Source organism: Streptomyces sp. NPDC046887 (assembly GCF_040644755.1).
Classification (GTDB): Bacteria; Actinomycetota; Actinomycetes; order Streptomycetales; family Streptomycetaceae; genus Streptomyces; species Streptomyces lichenis.
In genome coordinates this window covers 183,018-202,396 of the sequence record NZ_JBEYXH010000003.1, presented here as the reverse complement: position 1 = coordinate 202,396, position 19,379 = coordinate 183,018, and the positions used below count along the sequence as shown (strand labels likewise).

Sequence of the window (19,379 nt, the reverse complement as noted above, 5' to 3'; positions counted from 1 at the left end):
CGGCGATACGTAAGGTTAGCCGTCCCGCGCGACGGCGAAAGGCAAGGGGCGATCGCGTCAACATCGCTCCGGACGTGCCGCATTCACCGGCCGTTCATCGTGCCGCCGCCGACCTGCACACCTCCGCCCCTAACGTCGCGGCCGAAGGATTACCGACACGATGTCGGCGCGGCCCGCGCCGAAGGAGGACCACGTGCGCAAGCTGCTGCCGCTGCTCGGCAACCACCCGCATGGGGGCGGCCGGTCCGCCCTCACCTGCCGCTACCGGTGCGGGGACGCGTGCTTCCAGGAGGTGCCGAACACCAGCGACAACGAGTACGCGGGCGATGTGATCGCCGGGGTGTTCTCGCGGCGCTCGATGATGCGGGCCACCGCCGCGGTGACCGTGGCCACCGCCGCCGGCGGCGCGGTGCTCGCCCAGGGCGCGGGCGCCCCGGCCGCCCAGGCCGCCGTGCCCGCACGCCATGGACACCACGGTCCGGGCGGGGCCCGCGGGTTGCGCTTCGCCCCGGTCGCGCCCAACAAGGACGACAAGGTCACCGTGCCCGAGGGGTACGCGCAGAGCGTGGTCATCCGCTGGGGTGAGCCGATCCTGCGCGGGGCGCCGGCCTTCGACGCCGACAAGCAGAGCGCCAAGGCGCAGGCCGGGCAGTTCGGCTACAACAACGACTTCCTCTCGCTGCTGCCGCTGAAGGGCGAGCGCGGCCGCCAGGTGCTCGTGGCCAACCACGAGTACACCGACGAGGTGCTGATGTTCCGCGGGTACGACGCGGCGAACCCGACCCGTGAGCAGGTGGAGATCGCCTGGGCGGCGCACGGGCTCTCGGTGGTCGTGGTGCAGGAGCAGCACCGCGACGGCCGGCTGACCCCGGTCTCCCGGCACCCGCTCAACCGCCGCCTCACCGCCACCAGCCGCTTCGAGCTGACCGGCCCGGCCGCGGGCTCGCCGCTGCTGCGCACCTCGGCCGACCCGAGCGGCCGCCGGGTGCTGGGCACGCTCAACAACTGCGCGGGCGGCACCACCCCGTGGGGCACCACGCTGCACGGCGAGGAGAACTTCAACCAGTACTTCGCCAACGCGTCGAGCCCGACCGACAAGCGGTACGGGATCGGCAGCGGGGCGACCGAGCGCAAGTGGGAGCGGTTCGACAAGCGCTTCGACGTGGCGCAGGAGCCCAACGAGCCGCACCGCTTCGGCTGGGTGGTGGAGCTCGACCCGTACGACCCGGAGTCCACCCCGCGCAAGCGGACCGCGCTCGGCCGGTTCAAGCACGAGGCGGCGCAGCCGAGGCTGACCCGGGACGGGCGCCCGGTCGTCTACATGGGCGACGACGAACGCTTCGACTACTTCTACAAGTTCGTCTCCTCCAAGCGGATGATGAAGGGCGACTCGCGGCGGGCCCGGGAGCACAACCTGACCCTGCTGGACGAGGGCACCCTCTACGTCGCGAAGATCACCGGCGACTCCCCCGCCGCCGAGATCGACGGCACCGGCAAGCTGCCCGCCGACGGGGAGTTCGACGGCTCCGGCCACTGGATCCCGCTCGCCACCGGGGACGTCTCGCACGTGCCGGGGATGACCGCGGAGGAGGTGTACGTCTTCACCCGCCTCGCCGGGGACAAGGTGGGCGCGACCAAGATGGACCGCCCCGAGGACGTGGAGCCCTCCCCGCGTACCGGGCGGGTCTACGTGGCCCTCACCAACAACACCGACCGCGGCAAGACGGGCAAGGCCGGGGCGGACGAGGCCAATCCGCGCAACCTCAACAAGCACGGGCAGATCCTGGAGCTGGCCGAGCACTGGGACGACCCGTCCTCGGACGGTTTCGCCTGGCGGCTGTTCCTGGTCGCGGGCGACCCCAACGACCCGGCCACCTACTTCGCGGGCTACCCCAAGGAGAAGGTCAGCCCCATCTCCTGCCCCGACAACGTGGCGTTCGACCCGCATGGCAACCTGTGGATCTCCACCGACGGCAACCAGCTCGGCTCGCACGACGGGCTGTTCGGGGTGGCCGTCCACGGCGAACGGCGCGGTGAGCTGAAGCAGTTCCTCACCGTCCCCACCGGCGCGGAGACCTGCGGCCCGATCATCCAGGACCGCCGCGTGCTGGTCGCCGTCCAGCACCCGGGCGAGGTGGACGGCGCCTCCGTCGAGAAGCCCGCCTCCACCTGGCCCGACGGCCCCGGCCGCATCGTCCGCCCGTCGGTCGTCGCCGTCTACCGCAAGGACGGCCGCGACATCGGCGTCTGAGACCTGCCTACGCGTGAGGGGCCGGTCACCACCACGGTGACCGGCCCCTTCGGCGTCCCGCAGCGGGCGGGCCCTCCCAGGTGCCCGCGATCGTGGGCACTGTGCCAGGGTGGAAGGAGGCCACCCTAGGGAAGTGAGGGCACAACGATGGCGGAGAGTGCCAGGCAGATCGCGGACGAGCTGCGCGAGCGCATCCGCTCCGGCGAGCTGGCACCGGGTGCGCGGCTGCCGGGCGAGCCCGCGCTCGTACGCGACCACGGGGTGGCCAAGGAAACAGCGCGGCGGGCGCTGACCCTGCTGGTCACCGAGGGGCTGGCCGTCCGCAGACGAGGCAGCGGAACATACGTACGCGACTTCCGGCCGATCCGGCGGGTGGCCAACCGGCGGCTGGCCCGGGACAGCTGGGCGGCCGGGCGCTCGATCTGGCAGGCGGACCTGGAGGACCGGCCCCTGTCGGTCACCGACCTGACCGTCGAGGAGGCCCCGGCGCCGCCCCGTGTGGCCCAGGCCCTCGGCCTGGCGGAGGGCGCGGCCGTCCTCGTCCGGGACCGCCGGTTCGTGGTCGAGGACCAGCCGGTCCAGCTCGCCACCTCCTACCTCCCGGCCGAGCTGGTGCGTGACACCGCCATCGCCCGGCCCGACACCGGCCCCGGCGGCACCTACGCACGGCTGGCGGAGCTGGGCCTCTCGCCCGACCGCTTCGTGGAGGAGCTGCGGGCCCGCATGCCTGCCCCGGACGAGGCAGAGCGTCTTCAACTCGCCGAGGGAACGCCGGTGGTGGAGGTCTGGCGTACCGCCTTCACCGAGGACGGCCGTGCCGTGGAACTCAACCGGATGCTGCTGGATGCCGGGGTCTACGTCATGGAGTACCACCTGAGCAGCTGAAACGATTCCATGGTGGAGGGAGACCAGCCGCACCCGGCTGGTCTCCCTTCGCGTACCCATGTGCCACTCCCCATAGAGGGGGTTGACCTCCCTAGGGATGACACTCCATCATCTCCCTAGGGATGATTCCAACCACTCCGGAGGGAGTACGTCATGGCATGGGGAACCGGCCCGGGCGCGAGTGGCGGCGACGGGAAGCATTCGGGCAAGAAGGATCCGGGGACGGCCAAACCGTCGTCGGACACCAAGCAGCCCAGGCCCGAGCCGAAGCACAAGAAGGACTGAACAGTCCCATGACGCACAGTGAGACGACCGAGCAGGGCGCCGCCATGCGCGCCATGCTCCACATGGTGGCGCAGGGCTCGGGCAACGTCTTTCAACCTGGCGACCAACTGACCGCCTTCTTAGGGGAATGACCGGCCCGCCTGGGCTTGGCCGACCGGCGCGGTGCCGGTCGGCCGGCGCCATGACCGAGAACGGAACCGCGATGACCGACACCCGTCCTGCCGCCTGGGACAGCTATGCGCGCACGAAGCCTCAGCGGCGGAGAACGAACGCCAAGGGTGAGACCACGTGGTTCAACTGGACCCAGCACCCCGACCACGGCCCTGGGGCCGAGCTGCTGTCTCTGCCGACCGGAGGCCGCGTGCTGGACCTCGGTTGCGGGTCCGGCGGAAATCTGGCCCATCTGGCCGGGCTCGGCATGCGCGCCCTAGGTGTTGATCTGTCCCCGGCGCAGCTCGCCAAGGCCCGCGAGCGCTGGCCCGACGTACGCGGGATGGAGGTGCACCAAGGCGAGGCCCTCGACTTCCTGGCAGCACAGGACCCGCTCGACGCGATCTACTCCGTCTTCGGGGCCGCCTACTTCACCGACCCCCGGCTCGCCCTCCCCGCCGTGTTCGATCGGCTCCGGCCCGGCGGGGTGTTCGTGATGTCCCAGCGCCCTGCCGTGGAAGGGTGCTACGGCTGCCAGGCGTCATACATCCCCCGAGGCCCCGAGGAAGACCCGGCCATCGTCAGGCGGTGGGATTACACGCCCGAGACATGGGCGCTCATCCTCAGACAGTTCGGGTTCGAGGACGTCACCGCCACCGTTCTCCCCGCTCCGGCAGCCGGCAGTGGCCGCATCGGCACGCTCCTGGTCCGGGGCGCACGCCCCGCCCGCCATATCGAACCGGCCACCAGGCGAGAGGGACCGCATTCCCCATGACGCAGAACGAAGCCACGCAGCAGAACACGGCCATGCGCGCCCTGCTCCACATGGTGGCCCAGGACCTGGGCAGGCCCCTGTCCAGCGAGTGGGAGAAGGCCTATTGGGCGGTGCCCCGGCACCGCTTCCTGCCGGAGCGGTTCCATCAGGGGCCGGAGTGCGTGCCCGTGGACCGGCGGGAGGAGCCAGCGGAGTGGCTGCGGGCGGCGTACGAGGACGAGCCCGCCATCACCCAGCTCAACGACGGCGAGGAGGCCGGGGAGGACGACACCCCCTGGCCGTCCTCCTCGGCGTCCGCGCCCTCGATCGTGTTCCGGATGCTGGAGCTGCTCGATGTACGGGACGGGCAGCGGGTGCTGGAGGTCGGCACCGGGACGGGGTGGAACGCGGGGCTGCTGGCCCAGCGGCTGGGCGGTTCGGGGCGGGTGACCAGTGTGGAGGTGGACCCCGCGCTCGCAGAAGGGGCGGCAGCCCGGTTGCGGGAGGCGGGGCTCGGGGTGCAGGTGGTCACGGGGGACGGAGCCGAGGGGTACGCGCCGGGGGCGCCGTACGACCGAGTCGTGGCCACCTGCTCCGTACGCCAGGTCCCGTACGCCTGGATCGAGCAGACGGCTCCGGGTGGGGTGATCCTGACACCTTGGGACGCGCCCTGGTGCTGCTACGGGCTGCTGCGGCTCACCGTGGAGGGCGACGGCACGGCGTCCGGGCGGTTCGCCCCGCACTCCGCGTTCATGGTGATGCGCGGCCACCGCGCCGATCTGCGCATCTTCCGGGACGTGGTGCGGGAAGGCCAGGTGCCGGAGGGGTCGGTGACCGAGCTCTCCCCGTGGGCGGTGGCGGGGAACGATCTGGACGCGCGGTTCGCGGTCGGGCTGCTGGTCGGGGACGTCTGGCACGCCTGGCAGGAGGACCCGGACGTGGAAGGAGTCGCCGCCCGGGTGTGGGTGGCCACGGTGGACGGGACGTCCTGGGCGGCGGTGGACTTCGATGGGGAGGGGGAGAGGGACTTCGTGGTGCACCAGTACGGAAGCCGGCGGGTGTGGGACGAGGTGGCGGCGGCGTACGCGTGGTGGCGGGGGGCCGGGTCGCCGGAGGTGGGCCGGTTCGGGCTGACGGTCGGGGCGGGCGGTGCCCGGCGGGTCTGGCTGGATGACCCGGCGAACGCGGTGCCCTGACTAGGCCGCAAGGCTCCCACTCTCGGAGGATGTTGTGGCGAATCGGCCACGCGGGGTGGCGTATATCCCTACCGTTTTAGGAACTTCAGGACCACAGCGGATGTGTTGAGGGGTGTCTCCACATGGGCGCACGCAGGGAGATCGACGGTTCGGCCGGTGTCGCCGCCTTCTACGGCAAGGAGTTGCGACACAAGCGCGAGGGAGCGGGGCTGACGCTGGAGCAGTTGGCGGAGGGCAGCTTCTACGGATTCGCGTACATCAGCGAGATCGAGCACGGGAGGCGCACCATCCCGCGCGATCTGGCCGCGCACGCGGATCGGGAGCTGGACACGGACGGCTTCTTCGCCCGAAACCGTGAAGATGTGCGCAAGGCGCGTCTTGGCGACTACGCGCACTACTTCGCCGATCTGGTGACTTTGGAGAAAAAGGCACGAGGAATCGAGGAGTGGAGCCCCACGCTCGTTCCCGGACCATTGCAGCTGGAACCGTATATCCGTGCGGTCGTGCACGCCTCCCATCCTTCGGATACGGAAGAGTCCGTGGCGGGCAAGGTGAGCGATAGGCGTGAACGCGCCTGGGTGTTCGAAGACCGCGAGGGGCCCGCTTCGTGGGCCGTCCTCCACGAAGGTCTTCTCACCGATCCGATCATGGGCTTTGGCGACATGGCGGAACAACTCGCGCACATCGCTGCCGTGGGACGCACGCGTGCATTCCTTCCACAGATTCTGCCGCGCAACGCAGGCGCCCATCCCTTCATGATGGGCACCACGTGGCTCATGACCTTTGATGATGCGCCGCCGCTTATGTACACGGAGGGCATGTACACCGGCCAGCTGGTCGATGATCCGGCAACAGTCGCGCAGTACAACCAGGCGTATAACCGTCTTCGAGCAGCGGCGCTCCCACCGGAGACGTCTCTGCGCCTTATCGAAGCGGCAGCAGAGGACTACCGAAATGGCAAGCAACCTCAACCCATCGACCTGTCTCTCTTGGCGTAGAAGCAGCTACAGCAACGGAGCCGGTGGATTCTGCCTGGAAGTAGCCGATGGCCTCCCCGGCCTCGTCCCCGTTCGGGACTCCAAGGTGACCGGCGGCCCGGTGCTCATGCTCACCGCCGCCGCGTGGGCGCCGTTCGTCGCCGCGCTGAGGGGCGGCCCGGCCCTCTCCAGGTAGCCGGCCGCCCCGGCGTCGTCAGCCGTGGATTTCGCCGACCTCCAGCACCCGGATCTGCGTGCCCGTCGCGCGGGGGTCCGGGCGGTCGGGGTCGGCGAGGTAGGCGGACTCGGAGGGGAAGCGGAGGAGGTGGACCTCGGAGCGGCCGTCGGGGGTGGTCAGACGGCGCTCCAGGTGGCCGCCGTGGCGGGAGAGGAGGGCGAGGGCGGCCTCCTCGGCGGCGCGGGCGGGGGCGGTGTCGTCGGCCGGGTAGTCGACGATCGCGGTGAGGTGGAAGGGCGGGGTGGGGGCGGCCGGGGCCAGGGGCTTGGTGAAGTAGACGTCGGCGTGGCCGCCGGGGACGCCCTCGATGCGGCCGGTCTCGGTGTAGCCGAGGCGGCGGTAGAACGGCGGGGCCTGGAAGGTGTACGAGGACACCTCCATGACGGTGCAGCCGCGGCGGGCGGCCTCCTCCTCGGCGGCGGCCATGAGTCGGCCGCCGAGACCGGAGGCGCGGTGGGCGGGGTCCACCCAGAGCATATGGATGCTGCCCAGGGTGCCCCAGGTGGAGGCGGTGAGGCCGCCCACCAGGGCACCGGAGGCGTCCTCGGCGCGGACCGAGACCTCCGCCTCCTCGGCGTCGACCGCGGCGCGGTTGTAGGCGGTCAGCTCGCGGTCCAGGCGGTCGGACAGCTCCTGGTCCTCGCTGCCGACGGTCAGCCGTGCTTCCGGGTACGGGGTCACTCGCCCTCCAGCTCGCCCTCGGTCTCCAGGAACACCTGGCGCAGCCGGTCCAGCACCTCGGGGTCGGGCTGGGCCCACATGCCGCGCGACTCCGCTTCCAGGAGGCGTTCGGCGATGCCGTGCAGGGCCCAGGGGTTGGCCTCCTGGAGGAACTTCCGGTTCTCCGAGTCCAGGACGTAGGTCTCGGTGAGCTTGTCGTACATCCAGTCGGCGATGACCCCGGTGGTGGCGTCGTAGCCGAAGAGGTAGTCCACGGTGGCCGCCAGCTCGAAGGCGCCCTTGTAGCCGTGGCGGCGCATCGCCTCGATCCACTTGGGGTTGACCACCCGGGCGCGGAAGACCCGGGAGGTCTCCTCGACCAGGGTGCGGGTGCGGACCGTCTCGGGGCGGGTGGAGTCGCCGATGTACGCCTCGGGGGCGGTGCCGCGCAGGGCGCGGACGGTGGCCACCATGCCGCCGTGGTACTGGAAGTAGTCGTCCGAGTCGGCGATGTCGTGCTCGCGGGTGTCGGTGTTCTTCGCGGCGACCGCGATCCGCTTGTACGCGGTCTCCATCTCCTCGCGCGCCGGGCGGCCGTCCAGTTCGCGGCCGTAGGCGTAGCCGCCCCAGACCGTGTACACCTCGGCCAGGTCGGCGTCGGTGCGCCAGTCGCGGGAGTCGATCAGCTGGAGCAGACCCGCCCCGTACGTCCCCGGGCGGGAGCCGAAGATACGGGTGGTGGCGCGCCGTTCGTCGCCGTGCTCGGCCAGGTCGGCGCGGGTGTGGGCGCGGACGAAGTTGTCGGTGTCGGCCTCGTCCAGGGTGGCGGCGAGGCGGACGGCGTCGTCCAGCAGGCCGACGGTGTGCGGGAAGGCGTCCCGGAAGAAGCCGGAGATCCGCAGGGTGACGTCGATCCGGGGGCGGCCCAGCTCGGCGAGCGGCACCGGCTCCAGGCCGGTGACCCGGCGGGAGGCGTCGTCCCAGACCGGGCGGATGCCGAGCAGGGCGAGCGCCTCGGCGATGTCGTCGCCCGCGGTGCGCATCGCGCTGGTGCCCCAGAGGGAGAGGCCGACGGAGGTGGGCCAGTCGCCGTTGTCCTCGCGGTAGCGGGTGAGCAGGGAGTCGGCGAGCGCCTGGCCGGTCTCCCAGGCGAGCCGGGAGGGCACCGCCTTCGGGTCCACGGAGTAGAAGTTCCGGCCGGTCGGGAGGACGTTGACCAGGCCGCGGAGGGGGGAGCCGGAGGGGCCCGCGGGGACGAAGCCGCCGTTGAGGGCGTGGACGGCGTGGTCCAGCTCGTCGGTGGTGGCGGCGAGGCGGGGGATCACCTGGCGGGCGGCGAAGTCCAGGATGTCGGCGACGGCCTGGACGTGCCCGGCGGCGACGGTGGCGACGGCGGCCGGGTCCCAGTCGGCGGCCTCCATGGCCTCGACCAGTTCACGGGCCTTCGCCTCGGCCTCGTCGGCGGTCTTCAGGGTCGCGGCGGACTCGTCCAGGCCGAGGGCCTCCCGGAGGCCGGGCAGGGCCTGGGTGCCGCCCCAGATCTGGCGGGCGCGCAGGATGGAGAGGACCAGGTTGACCCGCTCGGGGCCGGCCGGGGCGCCGCCCAGGACATGGAGCCCGTCGCGGATCTGGGCGTCCTTGACCTCGCAGAGCCAGCCGTCGACATGGAGCAGGAAGTCGTCGAAGCCGTCATCGTCCGGGCGGTCCGCCATACCGAGGTCGTGGTCGAGCTTGGCGGCCTGGATCAGGGTCCAGATCTGCGCGCGGATCGCGGGCAGCTTGGACGGGTCCATGGAGGAGATCTGCGCGTACTCGTCCAGCAGCTGCTCCAGGCGTGCGATGTCGCCGTAGGAGTCGGCGCGGGCCATCGGCGGGACCAGGTGGTCGATCAGGGTGGCGTGCACGCGGCGCTTGGCCTGGGTGCCCTCACCCGGGTCGTTGACCAGGAAGGGGTAGACCAGCGGCAGGTCGCCGAGGGCGGCGTCGGGGCCGCAGGCGGCGGACAGGCCCGCGTTCTTGCCGGGCAGCCACTCCAGGTTGCCGTGCTTGCCCAGGTGGATCATGGCGTCGGCGCCGAAGCCGCCGTCCTCGGCGGGGGCGGCGATCCAGCGGTAGGCGGCCAGATAGTGGTGCGACGGCGGCAGATCGGGGTCGTGGTAGATCGCGATCGGGTTCTCGCCGAAGCCGCGCGGCGGCTGGATGACGATCAGCAGATTGCCGCGGCGCAGGGCGCCGAGCACGATATCGCCATCGGGGTCGCCCTCGGCGGTGCGGGAGCGGTCCAGGAACATCTCGCCGGGGGCCGGGCCCCAGTGCTCCTCCACCTGCTCGCGCAGCGCCGCGGGCAGGGTGGCGTACCAGCGCCGGTAGTCGGCGGCCGGGATGCGGACCGGGTTGCGGGCCATCTGCTCCTCGGTCAGCCACTCCTGATCGTGGCCGCCGGCGTCGATCAGCGCCCGGATCAGCTCGTCGCCGTCGCCGGAGACCAGCCCGGGGATCTCCTCCTCGGGCCCGAAGTCATAGCCCTCGGCGCGCAGTCGGCGCAGCAGCGCCACCGCGGAGGCGGGGGTGTCCAGGCCGACCGCGTTGCCGATCCGGGAGTGCTTGGTCGGGTACGCGGAGAGGACCAGCGCCAGCTTCTTGGCGGGGTTGGGGATGTGCCGGAGCTTGGCGTGCCGGACGGCGATCCCGGCGACCCGGGCGGCGCGCTCGGCGTCCGGCGCGTAGACCGGCAGCCCGTCCTCGTCGATCTCCTTGAAGGAGAACGGGACGGTGATCAGCCGCCCGTCGAACTCGGGCACCGCGACCTGGGTGGCGGCGTCCAGCGGGGAGAGCCCCTCGTCGTTCTCGTCCCAGGCGGCCCGGGACCCGGTCAGGCAGAGCGCCTGGAGGATCGGCACATCGAGCCCGGCCAGCGCCCCCGCGTCCCACGCCTCCTCGTCCCCGCCCGCCTGGGCCTCGGCGGGCTTGGTGCCGCCGGCCGCGAGCACGGTGGTGACCACGGCGTCGGCGGCCCCGAGGCGGTCGATCAACTCCGGCTCGGGGGCGCGGAGCGAGGCCACGTAGAGCGGGAGCGGGCGGCCCCCGGCGTCCTCGATGGCACCGCAGAGCGCGTCCACGAAGGCGGTGTTCCCGCTCATGTGGTGGGCGCGGTAGTAGAGGACGGCGATGGTCGGGCCGTCGACCGCCCTGGTGGTGCGCTCCAACACGCCCCAGGTGGGCGCGGGGGCGGGCGGTTCGAAGCCGTGGCCGGTGAGCAGCACGGTGTCGGAGAGGAAGCGGGCCAGCTGCTCCAGGTTGGCGGGGCCGCCGTGCGCGAGGTAGGCGTGCGCCTCGGCCGCCAGGCCGATCGGCACGGTGGAGGCCTCCATCAGCTGGGCGTCGGGCGCCTGCTCGCCGGTGAGCACGACCAGCGGAAGGCCGCTGTCGCGCAGCACGGCGAGCCCGTCCTCCCAGGCCCGTACGCCGCCGAGGAGGCGGACGACCACCAGCCCGGCGCCGTCCAGCAGCGCGGGCAGGTCCTCCTGCGGAAGGCGGGAGGGGTTGGCGTACCGGTACTCGACCGGGCCGCCGGCCGCGCGGGCGCTGAGCAGGTCGGTGTCGGAGTGCGAGAGGAGGAGGACCGGGGCGGGGGCCCCTTCCGGCGCGGGGGCGGCCCCCGCCGGTGCTCCCTCGGTTATCCCCGGCTGCGGCCCGGTGGGCGACACAGGCGCGTCGGGTGCGGCGGCCGCATGGGGCGCATCGGGCGCGTCGGGGGTCGTCGTCGGCTCGTCGGCGTGCGTCATCGCTGCGCTGGCCTTCCTCGGGGTGTCCGCGCCCCGGGTGGTGATGAGGACGGCGGGAGTTCCTGACTCGCCCGGACCGCCTCCGCGGCCGGACTCACAGTGGCGGGACCGCGCCGGATTTCCACCGGGCTTCCTCCCTCGGGCCCTGGGACCCTGTGCCGTCTGCATAGTAGAGGCTGCGCGTATGGTGGCCGCCATGCCGTCCAGCTCACCCAAACGCCCCGAACCGGGCGAAGGTCATATACGGACCCGCCGCTCCGGCCGCGTCCGTGACCGCGGTGACGCCTGCCCCGGGGCGCTGCGGCTGCACCGCGCCGACGACGGCGCGCTGGCCCGGCTGCGGCTGCCCACCGGTGTCCTCACCGAGCAGCAGATACGGGTGCTGGCGGACGCCGCCGACCGGCTCGGCGACGGCCATCTCTCGCTCACCTCGCGCGGCAACCTGGAGCTGCGCGGCCTCGGCGAGAGCTGCGGGCTGGAGCTGGCGGAGCTGCTGCGCGGCGCCGGACTGCTGCCGGACTCCGAGGCGCATGAGCGGATACGGAACATGGTGGTCTCGCCGTTGGCGGGCCCCCGGGTGCAGGCCGCGGCCCGCGCGTTGGACGTGCTGCTGTGCGGGGAGGCCTGGACGACCGGGCTCTCCGGGCGCTTCCTGTTCGCGGTGGACGACGGCCGGGGGGATGTGGCGGCGCTCGGCGCCGATGTGACCCTGCGGGCGGCGGCCGAGGGGGACTCCGGGACTGATGGAGACTCCAGGGCTGATGGAGACTCCAGGGCTGATGGAGACTCCAGGGCTGATGGGGACTCCAGGGCTGATGGAGACTCCGGGGCTGATAGGCACTCCAGGGCTGATAGCGGCTCCGGGGCTGATGGAGACTTCGGGGCCGGCGGGGCCTTCCTCCTCGTCGTCGCCGACCGGGCGTACGAGGTCGGCGGACCCGACGCCCCGGCCGCCGCGCTGGCCGCCGCCCGGGCCTTTCTGACCGCCGCCGAGGCCGCCGGAACCGGTGCCTGGCGGGTGGGTGAACTACCCGACGGCGGACGCGGGATGGACGTGGCCGGGGAGCTGGCCCGGGCGGGAGTGACGGCCTCCCCCGCCCCCCGGCCGGTCACCCCCTCCCCAGGCTCCGGCCCCCCGCCCGGCATCCTCGACGGCGGTTTCGTCTCCGTATCGGCCCGGCTCGGCCGGGTGACCGGCGACCAGTTCCGCGCACTGCTCCCGGCCGCCGAGATACGGGTCACCCCCTGGCGCGGGTTCGTCCTCCCCGCCTGGCCGGACCAGGCTGCCGCCCGGGACCGGCTGGCCGAGCTGGCGGCGGCCGGATACCTCACCGCCCCGGACACGCCCTGGGCCACGGTGAGCGCCTGCACCGGGCGGCCCGGCTGCGCCAAGTCGCTGGCCGACGTCCGGGGGGACGCCCGCCCGCTGGACGGTGGGCTCCCGGTCCACTGGTCCGGCTGCGAGCGGCGTTGCGGGCACCCGCGCGGCGACTGGGTGGACATGGTCGCCACCGGTGAGGGCTCTTACCAGCAGACGGTGCACACTCGTGCCGGTGCGCCCGGCGCGATGTTTCACGTGAAACACGCTGTCGCACAGGATGTTTCACGTGAAACCGTCCCCGGGCCCCGCCCACCCCTCCATGAGCAATGAGATGAGCGAGAGCAGCACAGTGACAGGGTTCGACGCATCCGCCTCCGCGGAGGGCTACGCCCATGAGAAGGCGGACGGCTACGCCTATGAGAAGGACGGGGCGGAGATCTACCGCCAGTCCTTCGCCACGATCCGCGCCGAGGCGGACCTCGCGGGCCTGCCGGCCGAGGTGAGCCAGGTCGCGGTACGGATGATCCACGCCTGCGGGATGACCGACCTGGTCCGCGACCTCGCCTACAGCCCGGATGTCGTCCTACGGGCCCGGGCCGCGCTGCGCGCCGGGGCGCCGATCCTGTGCGATGCGCAGATGGTCGCCAGCGGAGTCACCCGCAAGCGGCTGCCCGCGGAGAACGAGGTGCTCTGCACCCTCTCCGACCCGGCCGTCCCGGCGCTCGCCGCCGAGCTGGGCACCACCCGCAGCGCCGCCGCGCTGGAGCTGTGGCGGGACCGGCTGGAAGGCTCGGTGGTGGCCATCGGCAACGCGCCCACCGCGCTGTTCCGGCTGCTGGAGATGATCGCCGACGGGGCGCCCCGTCCGGCGGCCGTGCTCGGCATCCCGGTCGGCTTCATCGGCGCGGCCGAGTCCAAGGAGGCGCTGGCCGCCACGGAGGGTCTGGAGTACCTGGTGGTCCGAGGCCGGCGCGGCGGCAGTGCGATGGTGGCGGCGGCGGTCAACGCGATCGCGAGCGAGGCGGAGTGAGCACCATGGACAGCAGTCACGCGATGGCCAGCGGCCGGACGGAGTCGGTGACGGAGCCGGAGACGGAGCCGGAGACGGAGACGCATGAGGGGGCCGTCCCGCCCGGGAAGCTCTACGGGGTGGGGCTCGGGCCCGGCGATCCCTCGCTGATGACCGTACGGGCCGTCGAGGCCATCGCGGCGGCCGATGTGGTCGCGTACCACTCGGCCCGGCACGGCCGGTCCATCGCGCGCTCCATCGCGGCGAAGCACATCCGCGAGGACCACATCGAGGAGCGGCTGATGTACCCGCTCACCGTGGAGACCACCGACCACCCCGGCGGCTACCGGGGCGCGCTGGACGACTTCTACGCGGAGGCCTCCGACCGGCTGGCCGCGCATCTGGACGCGGGGCGCACGGTGGCGGTGCTGGCCGAGGGCGATCCGCTCTTCTACGGCTCCTACCAGCACATGCACAAGCGGCTGGCGCACCGCTACGACACCGAGGTGATCCCCGGGGTGACCTCGGTCAGCGCCTCGGCGGCCCGGCTGGGTGAGCCGCTGTGCGAGGCGGAGGAGACACTGACGATCATCCCCGGCACCCTGCCGGAGGAGGAGCTGACGGCCCGGCTGGCCGCCGCCGACTCGGCGGTGGTGATGAAGCTCGGCCGGACCTTCCCGGCCGTGCGCCGGGCGCTGGCGCGGGCCGGGCGGCTGGAAGGCGCCCGGTATGTGGAGCGCGCCACGATGGCGGGTGAGCGCACCGGCAAGCTGACGGACGTGGACCCGGAGTCGGTGCCGTACTTCTCGGTGGCGGTGCTGCCGTCCCGGATCGACGCCGTACCGCCGGAGCCCCGCCCCGGGTCGGGTGAAGTCCTGGTGGTCGGCACCGGCCCGGCGGGCGCGGGCTGGCTCACCCCGGAGACCCGGGGGGCGCTGGCCTCCGCGACCGACCTGGTCGGCTACACCACCTATCTCGCCCGGGTGCCGGAGCGGCCGGGGCAGCGGCGGCACGGCTCGGACAACAAGGTCGAGTCCGAGCGCGCCGAGTTCGCCCTGGACCTGGCCCGGCGCGGGCACCGGGTCGCGGTGGTCTCGGGCGGCGACCCGGGCGTGTTCGCCATGGCGACCGCCGTCCTCGACGTGGCCGCGCAGGAGGTGTACGCGGACGTGCCGGTCCGGGTGCTGCCCGGGGTGACCGCGGCCAACGCGGCGGCCGCCAAGGCAGGCGCTCCTCTCGGCCACGACTACGCCACGATCTCCCTCTCCGACCGGCTCAAGCCCTGGGAGGTGATCGCCCGCCGCCTCGCCGCCGCGGCCGCCGCCGACCTGGTGCTGGCCCTGTACAACCCCGGCTCGGCCAGCCGCACCTGGCAGGTCGCCAAGGCCCGTGAACTCCTCCTGGAACACCGCGCCCCGGACACCCCGGTGGTCGTCGCCCGCGACGTCGGCGGCCCCGAGGAGTCGGTCCGCGTCCTCCCCCTCGCCGACCTGGACCCCGCCGAGGTCGATATGCGCACCCTGCTGCTGATCGGCTCCTCCCAGACCCGCACCACCACCCGCCCCGACGGCACCCGGCTGGCCTGGACCCCGAGGACCTACCCGGACAGCTGACCCAGCACGGCGGTCGCAGGGGCTCCGGTCACGGCCAGGTGCGGTCGACGCGGCCCACGCGCACGGCGTAGGCCGCGGGGCCGCCCTGGGCGATGGCCTGGTGGATGGCGTCGCGGCAGGCGTGGAAGCGCTCGACCATCTCCAGGGTGCGCAACTGCTGGTTGTCGAGGTAGAAGAGCACGGCCGCGCACTCCCTGACGGGCTGGATCTCCTGGTCCCGGGACTTGATGCGGCCGTCCTTCGACAGCGGAACCCATCCCCGGCCGAGGCCATGGGCGATCCACTCCTCGTCGGGAACGTCCTGGCCGTCGTTCGGGAACACGTCTCCGATCCGGTGGATGCGCCAGCCGCGAGCCGTCAGTTCCTCGGCCACTCGGCGTCCCAGGTTGCGGTCCAGGAAGAACTCAGGCGGCAAGGCGCACCACGGCCTGGCAGAGCGCGTCCACCTGCTCCGGTTCCATCCCGTACTCGTAGGCGATGTCCTCGACCGTCTCGCCGGCCTCCCAGAGGTCGGTAAGCGCCTTCACCGGCACCCGGTTGGCCTCGATGACGGGCAGCCCGCGGCCGAACCGGGGATCGATGACGACGGGGACCTCATCCGGGTACTGACTCAGCCGCAGGCTGAACGGAAAGTCGTCGTCCGCCTCCCACGAGAGGTAGCGCAGGTACTCCGCGACCACCTCGTGGATGGGTGCCTGCCCGTCCCGGGCCCGGCGCAGGTCGCCGAGACCGTGCTCGACGAAGATGTCGACGCCGTCGGTGGCGATCCGTTTCGACACCAGTCCGTACGGGGTGTCGAAGGCGTCCCGCACCGCCGCTGCCGCCTCCCGGATCTCGCTCATCCTCAGACCGAGGGAGCGCAGCGACCGCAGTACGTAGGCCTCCGCCACGGCCACGAAGGGAACCGACGGCTGCTGCGAGCGCACCGCTTCGACCTGGTGCACCAGTGGTGAGCCGGCGGCCTCCCCACGCAGCCAGCTCCGCAGTGTGGAGTCAGGGATCTGCAGATAGGAGGACGTCTCCGGCACGGTGAGAAGTCCATCCGTGAACCTGTCGACCATGACCCTCTCCTCCCTGCCCAGGTGCTCGGTAGATCGATCCTTCCACACCGGGCCCTGGCCCTCAGGGCGAACGCCGTAGCCGGTGGCCGCTGGTCCAGGGCTCCGGTCAGGGGTGGGCCAGGGCTCTCGCCCAGGCGGCCGCCTCGGGGACGGTGGTGGTGACGGGGGTGTCGGGTGGGGGTGGGGGGCGATTGACGATGACGACGGGGATGGCCGCCTCGCGGGCGGCGGTGAGCTTGGGGGCGGTGGCGGCACCGCCGCTGTCCTTGGTGACCAGCACATCGACGGCGTAGCGGCGCAGCAGCTCCCGCTCGCCGTCCAGGGAGAAGGGGCCCCGGTCGAGCAGCACCTCCAGGCGTGGCGGGTGCGGCGGCTCGGGTGGGTCCACGGAGCGGACCAGGAACCAGGGATCGGCCAGGTGTGCGAAGGCGGCCAGGCCCATCCGGCCGGTGGTGAGGAAGATCCGCTGCCCCAGCCGGGCGGCGGTGTCGGCGGCCTCGGGGAGGCCGGGCACCCGGTGCCAGTCGTCGCCCTCGGTGGGGGCCCAGGCAGGGCGGCGCAGCATCAGGAGTGGGACGTCGGCGCTGCGGGCGGCGTGGGCCGCGTGGGAGCTGATGGTCTCGGCGAAGGGGTGGGTGGCGTCGACGACCGCGTCCACCCGGTGCTCGCCCAGCCAGCGGGTGAGGCCCTCGACCCCGCCGAAGCCGCCGATCCGCACCTCGCCACCGGTCGGCAGCCGGGGCGCGGCCACCCGTCCGGCGAGCGAGCTGGTGACCCGGAGGGACGGGGCGGCGGACGGTGAGGTGAGCTCCTCGGCGAGTCGGCGGGCCTCGGTGGTGCCGCCGAGAATCAGCAGGTGCACGGGACGTCCAGAGTCCTTCCGTGGTGTTGGAGGGGCCAGGCGGCCGCCGCGTACCACCGGCCGACGGGCCCGCGTCAGCAGCTGTGGCGGTCGCGCTCCGGCGAGTAGAGGTGGCTGTCGCGGAACTGGGTGGCGGCCAGGGTGCGGCCCACGATGATCACCGCGGTACGGGTGATACCGGCGGCCCTGGTCGCCTCCGCGATGTCCGCCAGGGTGCCGCGCAGCACGATCTCGTCGGGGCGGCTGGCCATGGCGACCACGGCGGCCGGGCAGTCGGCGCCGTAGTGCGGGGTCAGCTCGGCCACCACCCGGTCCACGTAGCGGGCCGCCAGGTGGAGCACGATCAGGGCGCCGGAGCGGCCCAGGGTGGCCAGGTCCTCGCCGGGCGGCATCGCGGTGGCCTGCTCGGCGATCCGGGTCAGGATCACCGTCTGGCCCACCGTCGGCACGGTCAGCTCCCGCTTGAGGGAGGCGGCCGCGGCGGCGAACGCGGGTACTCCGGGCACCACCTCGTACGGCACCCCGGCCGCGTCCAGTCGCCGCATCTGCTCGGCGACCGCGCTGAACACGGCAGGGTCGCCGGAGTGCAGCCGGGCCACGTCCTGCCCGGCCTCATGGGCGGCGACCAGTTCGGCGGTGATGGCGTCCAGGTCGAGCCGGGCGGTGTCCACCAGACGGGCGTCCGCCGGGCACTCGGCCAGCAGCTCGGGCGGCACCAGCGAACCCGCGTAGAGGCAGACCCGGCAGGAGGCGAGCAACCGCGCCCCGCGCACGGTGATCAGATCGGCGGCGCCGGGGCCGGCCCCGATGAAGTAGACGGTCATGGAGCATCACCTTGAGATGAGGGCCGGGGGGCATCGCTGTCGGACGGGGGCGGGAGGGTGCCGCTGCCGGATGAGGGCCGGGGAGCGTCGCTGTCGTCGGACGGGGGACGGGGGGCACCACTGTCGCCGGACGGGGGCGGGGGAGTTCCAGCGCCGGACGGGGGCGGGGGAGTGGCACTGCCGGACGGGGGCTTGGTGGCGGACCACTGGGTGACCGGCATGGCCTGCCGCCAGCCGGTGAAGCCGCCGACCGGGACGGCGTGCGCCACGGCGAGGCGGACCAGTTCGCCGCCGTGCCGGCGGTAGGCGTCGGCGAGCAGTGCCTCGGACTCCAGGGTCACCGTGTTGGCGACCAGCCGGCCGCCCGGCCGCAGCGCCGACCAGCAGGCCTCCAGCAGTCCGGGCGCGGTCAGCCCGCCGCCGACGAAGACCGCGTCCGGGGCGGGGAGGGCGGCGAGGCCGTCCGGGGCGGCGGCGTGCACCACCCGCAGCGCCGGTACGCCCAGGGCGGCGGCGTTCCGGCCGATTCTGGCCGCCCGCGCCTGGTCCCGTTCCACCGCGATCGCCCGGCAGGAGCGGTGGGCGCGCATCCACTCCACGCCGATGGAACCCGAGCCGCCGCCGATGTCCCACAGCAGCTCACCGGGGGCCGGGGCCAGGGCGGCGAGGGTGGCGGCCCGCACATGGCGCTTGGTGAGCTGGCCGTCGTGCTCGTACGCCTCGTCCGGCAGGCCGGGAACGGAACCGAGCCGTAGCGCTCCGGGCGCCCGGACACAGGAGACGGCCACGATGTTGAGGGCATCGCCGGGTGGGTGCGGCCAGTCGTCGGCGGTGCCGGTCAGGATCCGCTCGCGGTCGGAGCCGAGCTGTTCGAGGACGGTGAGGGGGCTCGGCCCGTAGCCCCGGTCGCGGAGCAGGGCGGCGACCTCCCCGGGGGTGGCCGGGCCGGCGCTCAGCACCAGCAGCCGCCGCCCGTGGTGCAGCGCGGCGGCCAGCGCGGCGAGGGGACGGCCGACCGCGGTGACGGTCTCGGTGTCCTCCACCGGCCAGCCGAGCCGGGCGCAGGCGTACGAGACGGAGGAGGGGTGCGGCAGCACGCGCAGCCGGTCCGGGCCGACCGTCTCGCCGAGAGCGCGGCCGATCCCGTAGAACATCGGGTCGCCGCTGGCCGGCACGGCGATCCGGCGCCCGGCGTGCTCGGCGAGCAGCCGGGGCACGGCGGGCCGCAGCGGCGAGGGCCAGCCGATCCGCTCACCGGGGCACTCCTCCGGCGGCAGCAGGTCGAGCTGGCGGACGCCGCCGATCAGCACCTCGGCCGCGCGCAGCGCCTCCCGGGAGGCCTCGGGCAGCCCGGCCCAGCCGTCGGCGCCGAGGCCCACGACGGTGACGGGGTGGGGGTGCCCGGTGGGCCGGGGGCCGGGGGCCGGTTGCCCGGTGTCGGTGCTGCTCACGGGCGCGACCCTATCGGCCGCTGGCACAGCGGCGTACCGGCGGGCCCCCGGCCCCGC

Annotated in this window: 18 protein-coding genes and 1 riboswitch; of the genes, 11 read left to right on the top strand and 7 right to left on the bottom strand. The window is 73.3% G+C overall.

The features are described 5' to 3' along the window. The first annotated feature begins 193 nt into the window (after positions 1-193). The 8 genes from ABZ945_RS05625 to ABZ945_RS05590 all read left to right on the top strand — a co-directional run bounded on the left by ABZ945_RS05625 (position 194) and on the right by ABZ945_RS05590 (position 6,694). Positions 194-2,251, top strand: coding sequence for a PhoX family protein (locus ABZ945_RS05625; protein ID WP_361264335.1), 2,058 nt, complete (start codon positions 194-196; stop codon positions 2,249-2,251). 147 nt (positions 2,252-2,398) lie between these two features. Further along, a complete protein-coding gene (locus tag ABZ945_RS05620) occupies positions 2,399-3,136 on the top strand; it encodes a GntR family transcriptional regulator (protein WP_361264332.1) in 738 nt (245 codons plus the stop codon). Positions 3,137-3,289: 153 nt separating this feature from the next. Next, positions 3,290-3,421, top strand: a complete 132-nt coding sequence (locus tag ABZ945_RS05615; protein ID WP_361264329.1) for a hypothetical protein — start codon at positions 3,290-3,292, stop codon at positions 3,419-3,421. A gap of 8 nt (positions 3,422-3,429) precedes the next feature. Further along, positions 3,430-3,552: a hypothetical protein gene (locus ABZ945_RS05610; RefSeq protein WP_361264326.1), complete on the top strand. Its 123-nt coding sequence runs from the start codon at positions 3,430-3,432 to the stop codon at positions 3,550-3,552. A gap of 50 nt (positions 3,553-3,602) precedes the next feature. Continuing rightward, positions 3,603-4,346 (top strand): class I SAM-dependent methyltransferase, encoded by a 744-nt coding sequence (locus ABZ945_RS05605; RefSeq protein WP_361264324.1) that lies wholly within the window; start codon positions 3,603-3,605, stop codon positions 4,344-4,346. Further along, positions 4,343-5,521 carry a methyltransferase domain-containing protein gene (locus ABZ945_RS05600; RefSeq protein ID WP_361264321.1) on the top strand — a complete coding sequence of 393 codons (1,179 nt, stop codon included), beginning with the start codon at positions 4,343-4,345 and terminating at the stop codon, positions 5,519-5,521. The genes ABZ945_RS05605 and ABZ945_RS05600 overlap by 4 nt, the downstream gene beginning before the upstream one ends. Before the next feature lie 122 nt (positions 5,522-5,643). Beyond that, positions 5,644-6,519, top strand: a complete 876-nt coding sequence (locus tag ABZ945_RS05595; RefSeq protein ID WP_361264318.1) for a helix-turn-helix transcriptional regulator — start codon at positions 5,644-5,646, stop codon at positions 6,517-6,519. Next, on the top strand, positions 6,476-6,694 hold the full coding sequence (locus ABZ945_RS05590) for a DUF397 domain-containing protein (RefSeq protein WP_361264315.1): 219 nt from the start codon (positions 6,476-6,478) through the stop codon (positions 6,692-6,694). Before ABZ945_RS05595 ends, ABZ945_RS05590 begins: the two co-directional genes overlap by 44 nt. An 18-nt stretch (positions 6,695-6,712) precedes the next feature. Here ABZ945_RS05590 and ABZ945_RS05585 read toward each other — a convergent pair whose 3' ends face one another. Together ABZ945_RS05585 and cobN are read right to left on the bottom strand one after the other, a co-directional pair. Further along, complete coding sequence (locus ABZ945_RS05585; protein WP_361264312.1) at positions 6,713-7,417, bottom strand: GNAT family N-acetyltransferase; 705 nt, start codon at positions 7,415-7,417, stop codon at positions 6,713-6,715. After that, positions 7,414-11,181, bottom strand: coding sequence for a cobaltochelatase subunit CobN (gene cobN / locus ABZ945_RS05580; protein ID WP_361264309.1), 3,768 nt, complete (start codon positions 11,179-11,181; stop codon positions 7,414-7,416). The genes ABZ945_RS05585 and cobN overlap by 4 nt, the downstream gene beginning before the upstream one ends. A gap of 37 nt (positions 11,182-11,218) precedes the next feature. After that, a riboswitch (cobalamin riboswitch) is annotated at positions 11,219-11,353 on the bottom strand. A gap of 24 nt (positions 11,354-11,377) precedes the next feature. On the opposite strand from cobN, the gene ABZ945_RS05575 reads away from it, so the two are divergent. From ABZ945_RS05575 to ABZ945_RS05565, 3 genes are read left to right on the top strand one after another with little or no spacing between them, the layout of a single operon-like run. Further along, a complete protein-coding gene (locus ABZ945_RS05575) occupies positions 11,378-12,832 on the top strand; it encodes a cobalamin biosynthesis protein CobG (RefSeq protein ID WP_361264307.1) in 1,455 nt (484 codons plus the stop codon). Position 12,833: 1 nt separating this feature from the next. Then, complete coding sequence (locus tag ABZ945_RS05570; protein WP_361264304.1) at positions 12,834-13,532, top strand: precorrin-8X methylmutase; 699 nt, start codon at positions 12,834-12,836, stop codon at positions 13,530-13,532. Positions 13,533-13,537: 5 nt separating this feature from the next. Continuing rightward, a complete protein-coding gene (locus tag ABZ945_RS05565; protein WP_361264301.1) occupies positions 13,538-15,124 on the top strand; it encodes a precorrin-2 C(20)-methyltransferase in 1,587 nt (528 codons plus the stop codon). Positions 15,125-15,152: 28 nt separating this feature from the next. Here ABZ945_RS05565 and ABZ945_RS05560 read toward each other — a convergent pair whose 3' ends face one another. The 5 genes from ABZ945_RS05560 to cbiE all read right to left on the bottom strand — a co-directional run bounded on the left by ABZ945_RS05560 (position 15,153) and on the right by cbiE (position 19,250). Continuing rightward, positions 15,153-15,539, bottom strand: a complete 387-nt coding sequence (locus tag ABZ945_RS05560) for a toxin-antitoxin system, toxin component, PIN family protein (protein WP_361264298.1) — start codon at positions 15,537-15,539, stop codon at positions 15,153-15,155. Next, positions 15,529-16,185 carry a DUF433 domain-containing protein gene (locus ABZ945_RS05555; protein ID WP_361264295.1) on the bottom strand — a complete coding sequence of 219 codons (657 nt, stop codon included), beginning with the start codon at positions 16,183-16,185 and terminating at the stop codon, positions 15,529-15,531. The genes ABZ945_RS05560 and ABZ945_RS05555 overlap by 11 nt, the downstream gene beginning before the upstream one ends. Positions 16,186-16,291: 106 nt before the next feature. Beyond that, entirely contained in the window at positions 16,292-17,047 is a 756-nt protein-coding gene (locus ABZ945_RS05550) for a cobalt-precorrin-6A reductase (protein ID WP_361264292.1), read from the bottom strand. 74 nt (positions 17,048-17,121) lie between these two features. Continuing rightward, positions 17,122-17,871, bottom strand: a complete 750-nt coding sequence (cobM, locus tag ABZ945_RS05545) for a precorrin-4 C(11)-methyltransferase (RefSeq protein WP_361264288.1) — start codon at positions 17,869-17,871, stop codon at positions 17,122-17,124. Then, a complete protein-coding gene (gene cbiE, locus ABZ945_RS05540) occupies positions 17,868-19,250 on the bottom strand; it encodes a precorrin-6y C5,15-methyltransferase (decarboxylating) subunit CbiE (protein WP_361264667.1) in 1,383 nt (460 codons plus the stop codon). The genes cobM and cbiE overlap by 4 nt, the downstream gene beginning before the upstream one ends. Positions 19,251-19,379 lie beyond the last annotated feature (129 nt).

What these genes read in the sequence shown, in the direction of transcription:
- ABZ945_RS05615 (WP_361264329.1), top strand. Translation starts at nt 3,290, where the DNA reads ATGGCATGGGGAACCGGCCCGGGCGCGAGTGGCGGCGACGGGAAGCAT.
- ABZ945_RS05590 (WP_361264315.1), top strand. Translation starts at nt 6,476, where the DNA reads ATGGCAAGCAACCTCAACCCATCGACCTGTCTCTCTTGGCGTAGAAGC.
- ABZ945_RS05600 (WP_361264321.1), top strand. Translation starts at nt 4,343, where the DNA reads ATGACGCAGAACGAAGCCACGCAGCAGAACACGGCCATGCGCGCCCTG.
- ABZ945_RS05555 (WP_361264295.1), bottom strand. Translation starts at nt 16,185, where the DNA reads ATGGTCGACAGGTTCACGGATGGACTTCTCACCGTGCCGGAGACGTCC.
- ABZ945_RS05605 (WP_361264324.1), top strand. Translation starts at nt 3,603, where the DNA reads ATGACCGAGAACGGAACCGCGATGACCGACACCCGTCCTGCCGCCTGG.
- cobM (WP_361264288.1), bottom strand. Translation starts at nt 17,871, where the DNA reads ATGACCGTCTACTTCATCGGGGCCGGCCCCGGCGCCGCCGATCTGATC.
- ABZ945_RS05610 (WP_361264326.1), top strand. Translation starts at nt 3,430, where the DNA reads ATGACGCACAGTGAGACGACCGAGCAGGGCGCCGCCATGCGCGCCATG.
- ABZ945_RS05570 (WP_361264304.1), top strand. Translation starts at nt 12,834, where the DNA reads ATGAGCGAGAGCAGCACAGTGACAGGGTTCGACGCATCCGCCTCCGCG.
- cobN (WP_361264309.1), bottom strand. Translation starts at nt 11,181, where the DNA reads ATGACGCACGCCGACGAGCCGACGACGACCCCCGACGCGCCCGATGCG.
- ABZ945_RS05595 (WP_361264318.1), top strand. Translation starts at nt 5,644, where the DNA reads ATGGGCGCACGCAGGGAGATCGACGGTTCGGCCGGTGTCGCCGCCTTC.
- ABZ945_RS05620 (WP_361264332.1), top strand. Translation starts at nt 2,399, where the DNA reads ATGGCGGAGAGTGCCAGGCAGATCGCGGACGAGCTGCGCGAGCGCATC.
- ABZ945_RS05565 (WP_361264301.1), top strand. Translation starts at nt 13,538, where the DNA reads ATGGACAGCAGTCACGCGATGGCCAGCGGCCGGACGGAGTCGGTGACG.
- ABZ945_RS05575 (WP_361264307.1), top strand. Translation starts at nt 11,378, where the DNA reads ATGCCGTCCAGCTCACCCAAACGCCCCGAACCGGGCGAAGGTCATATA.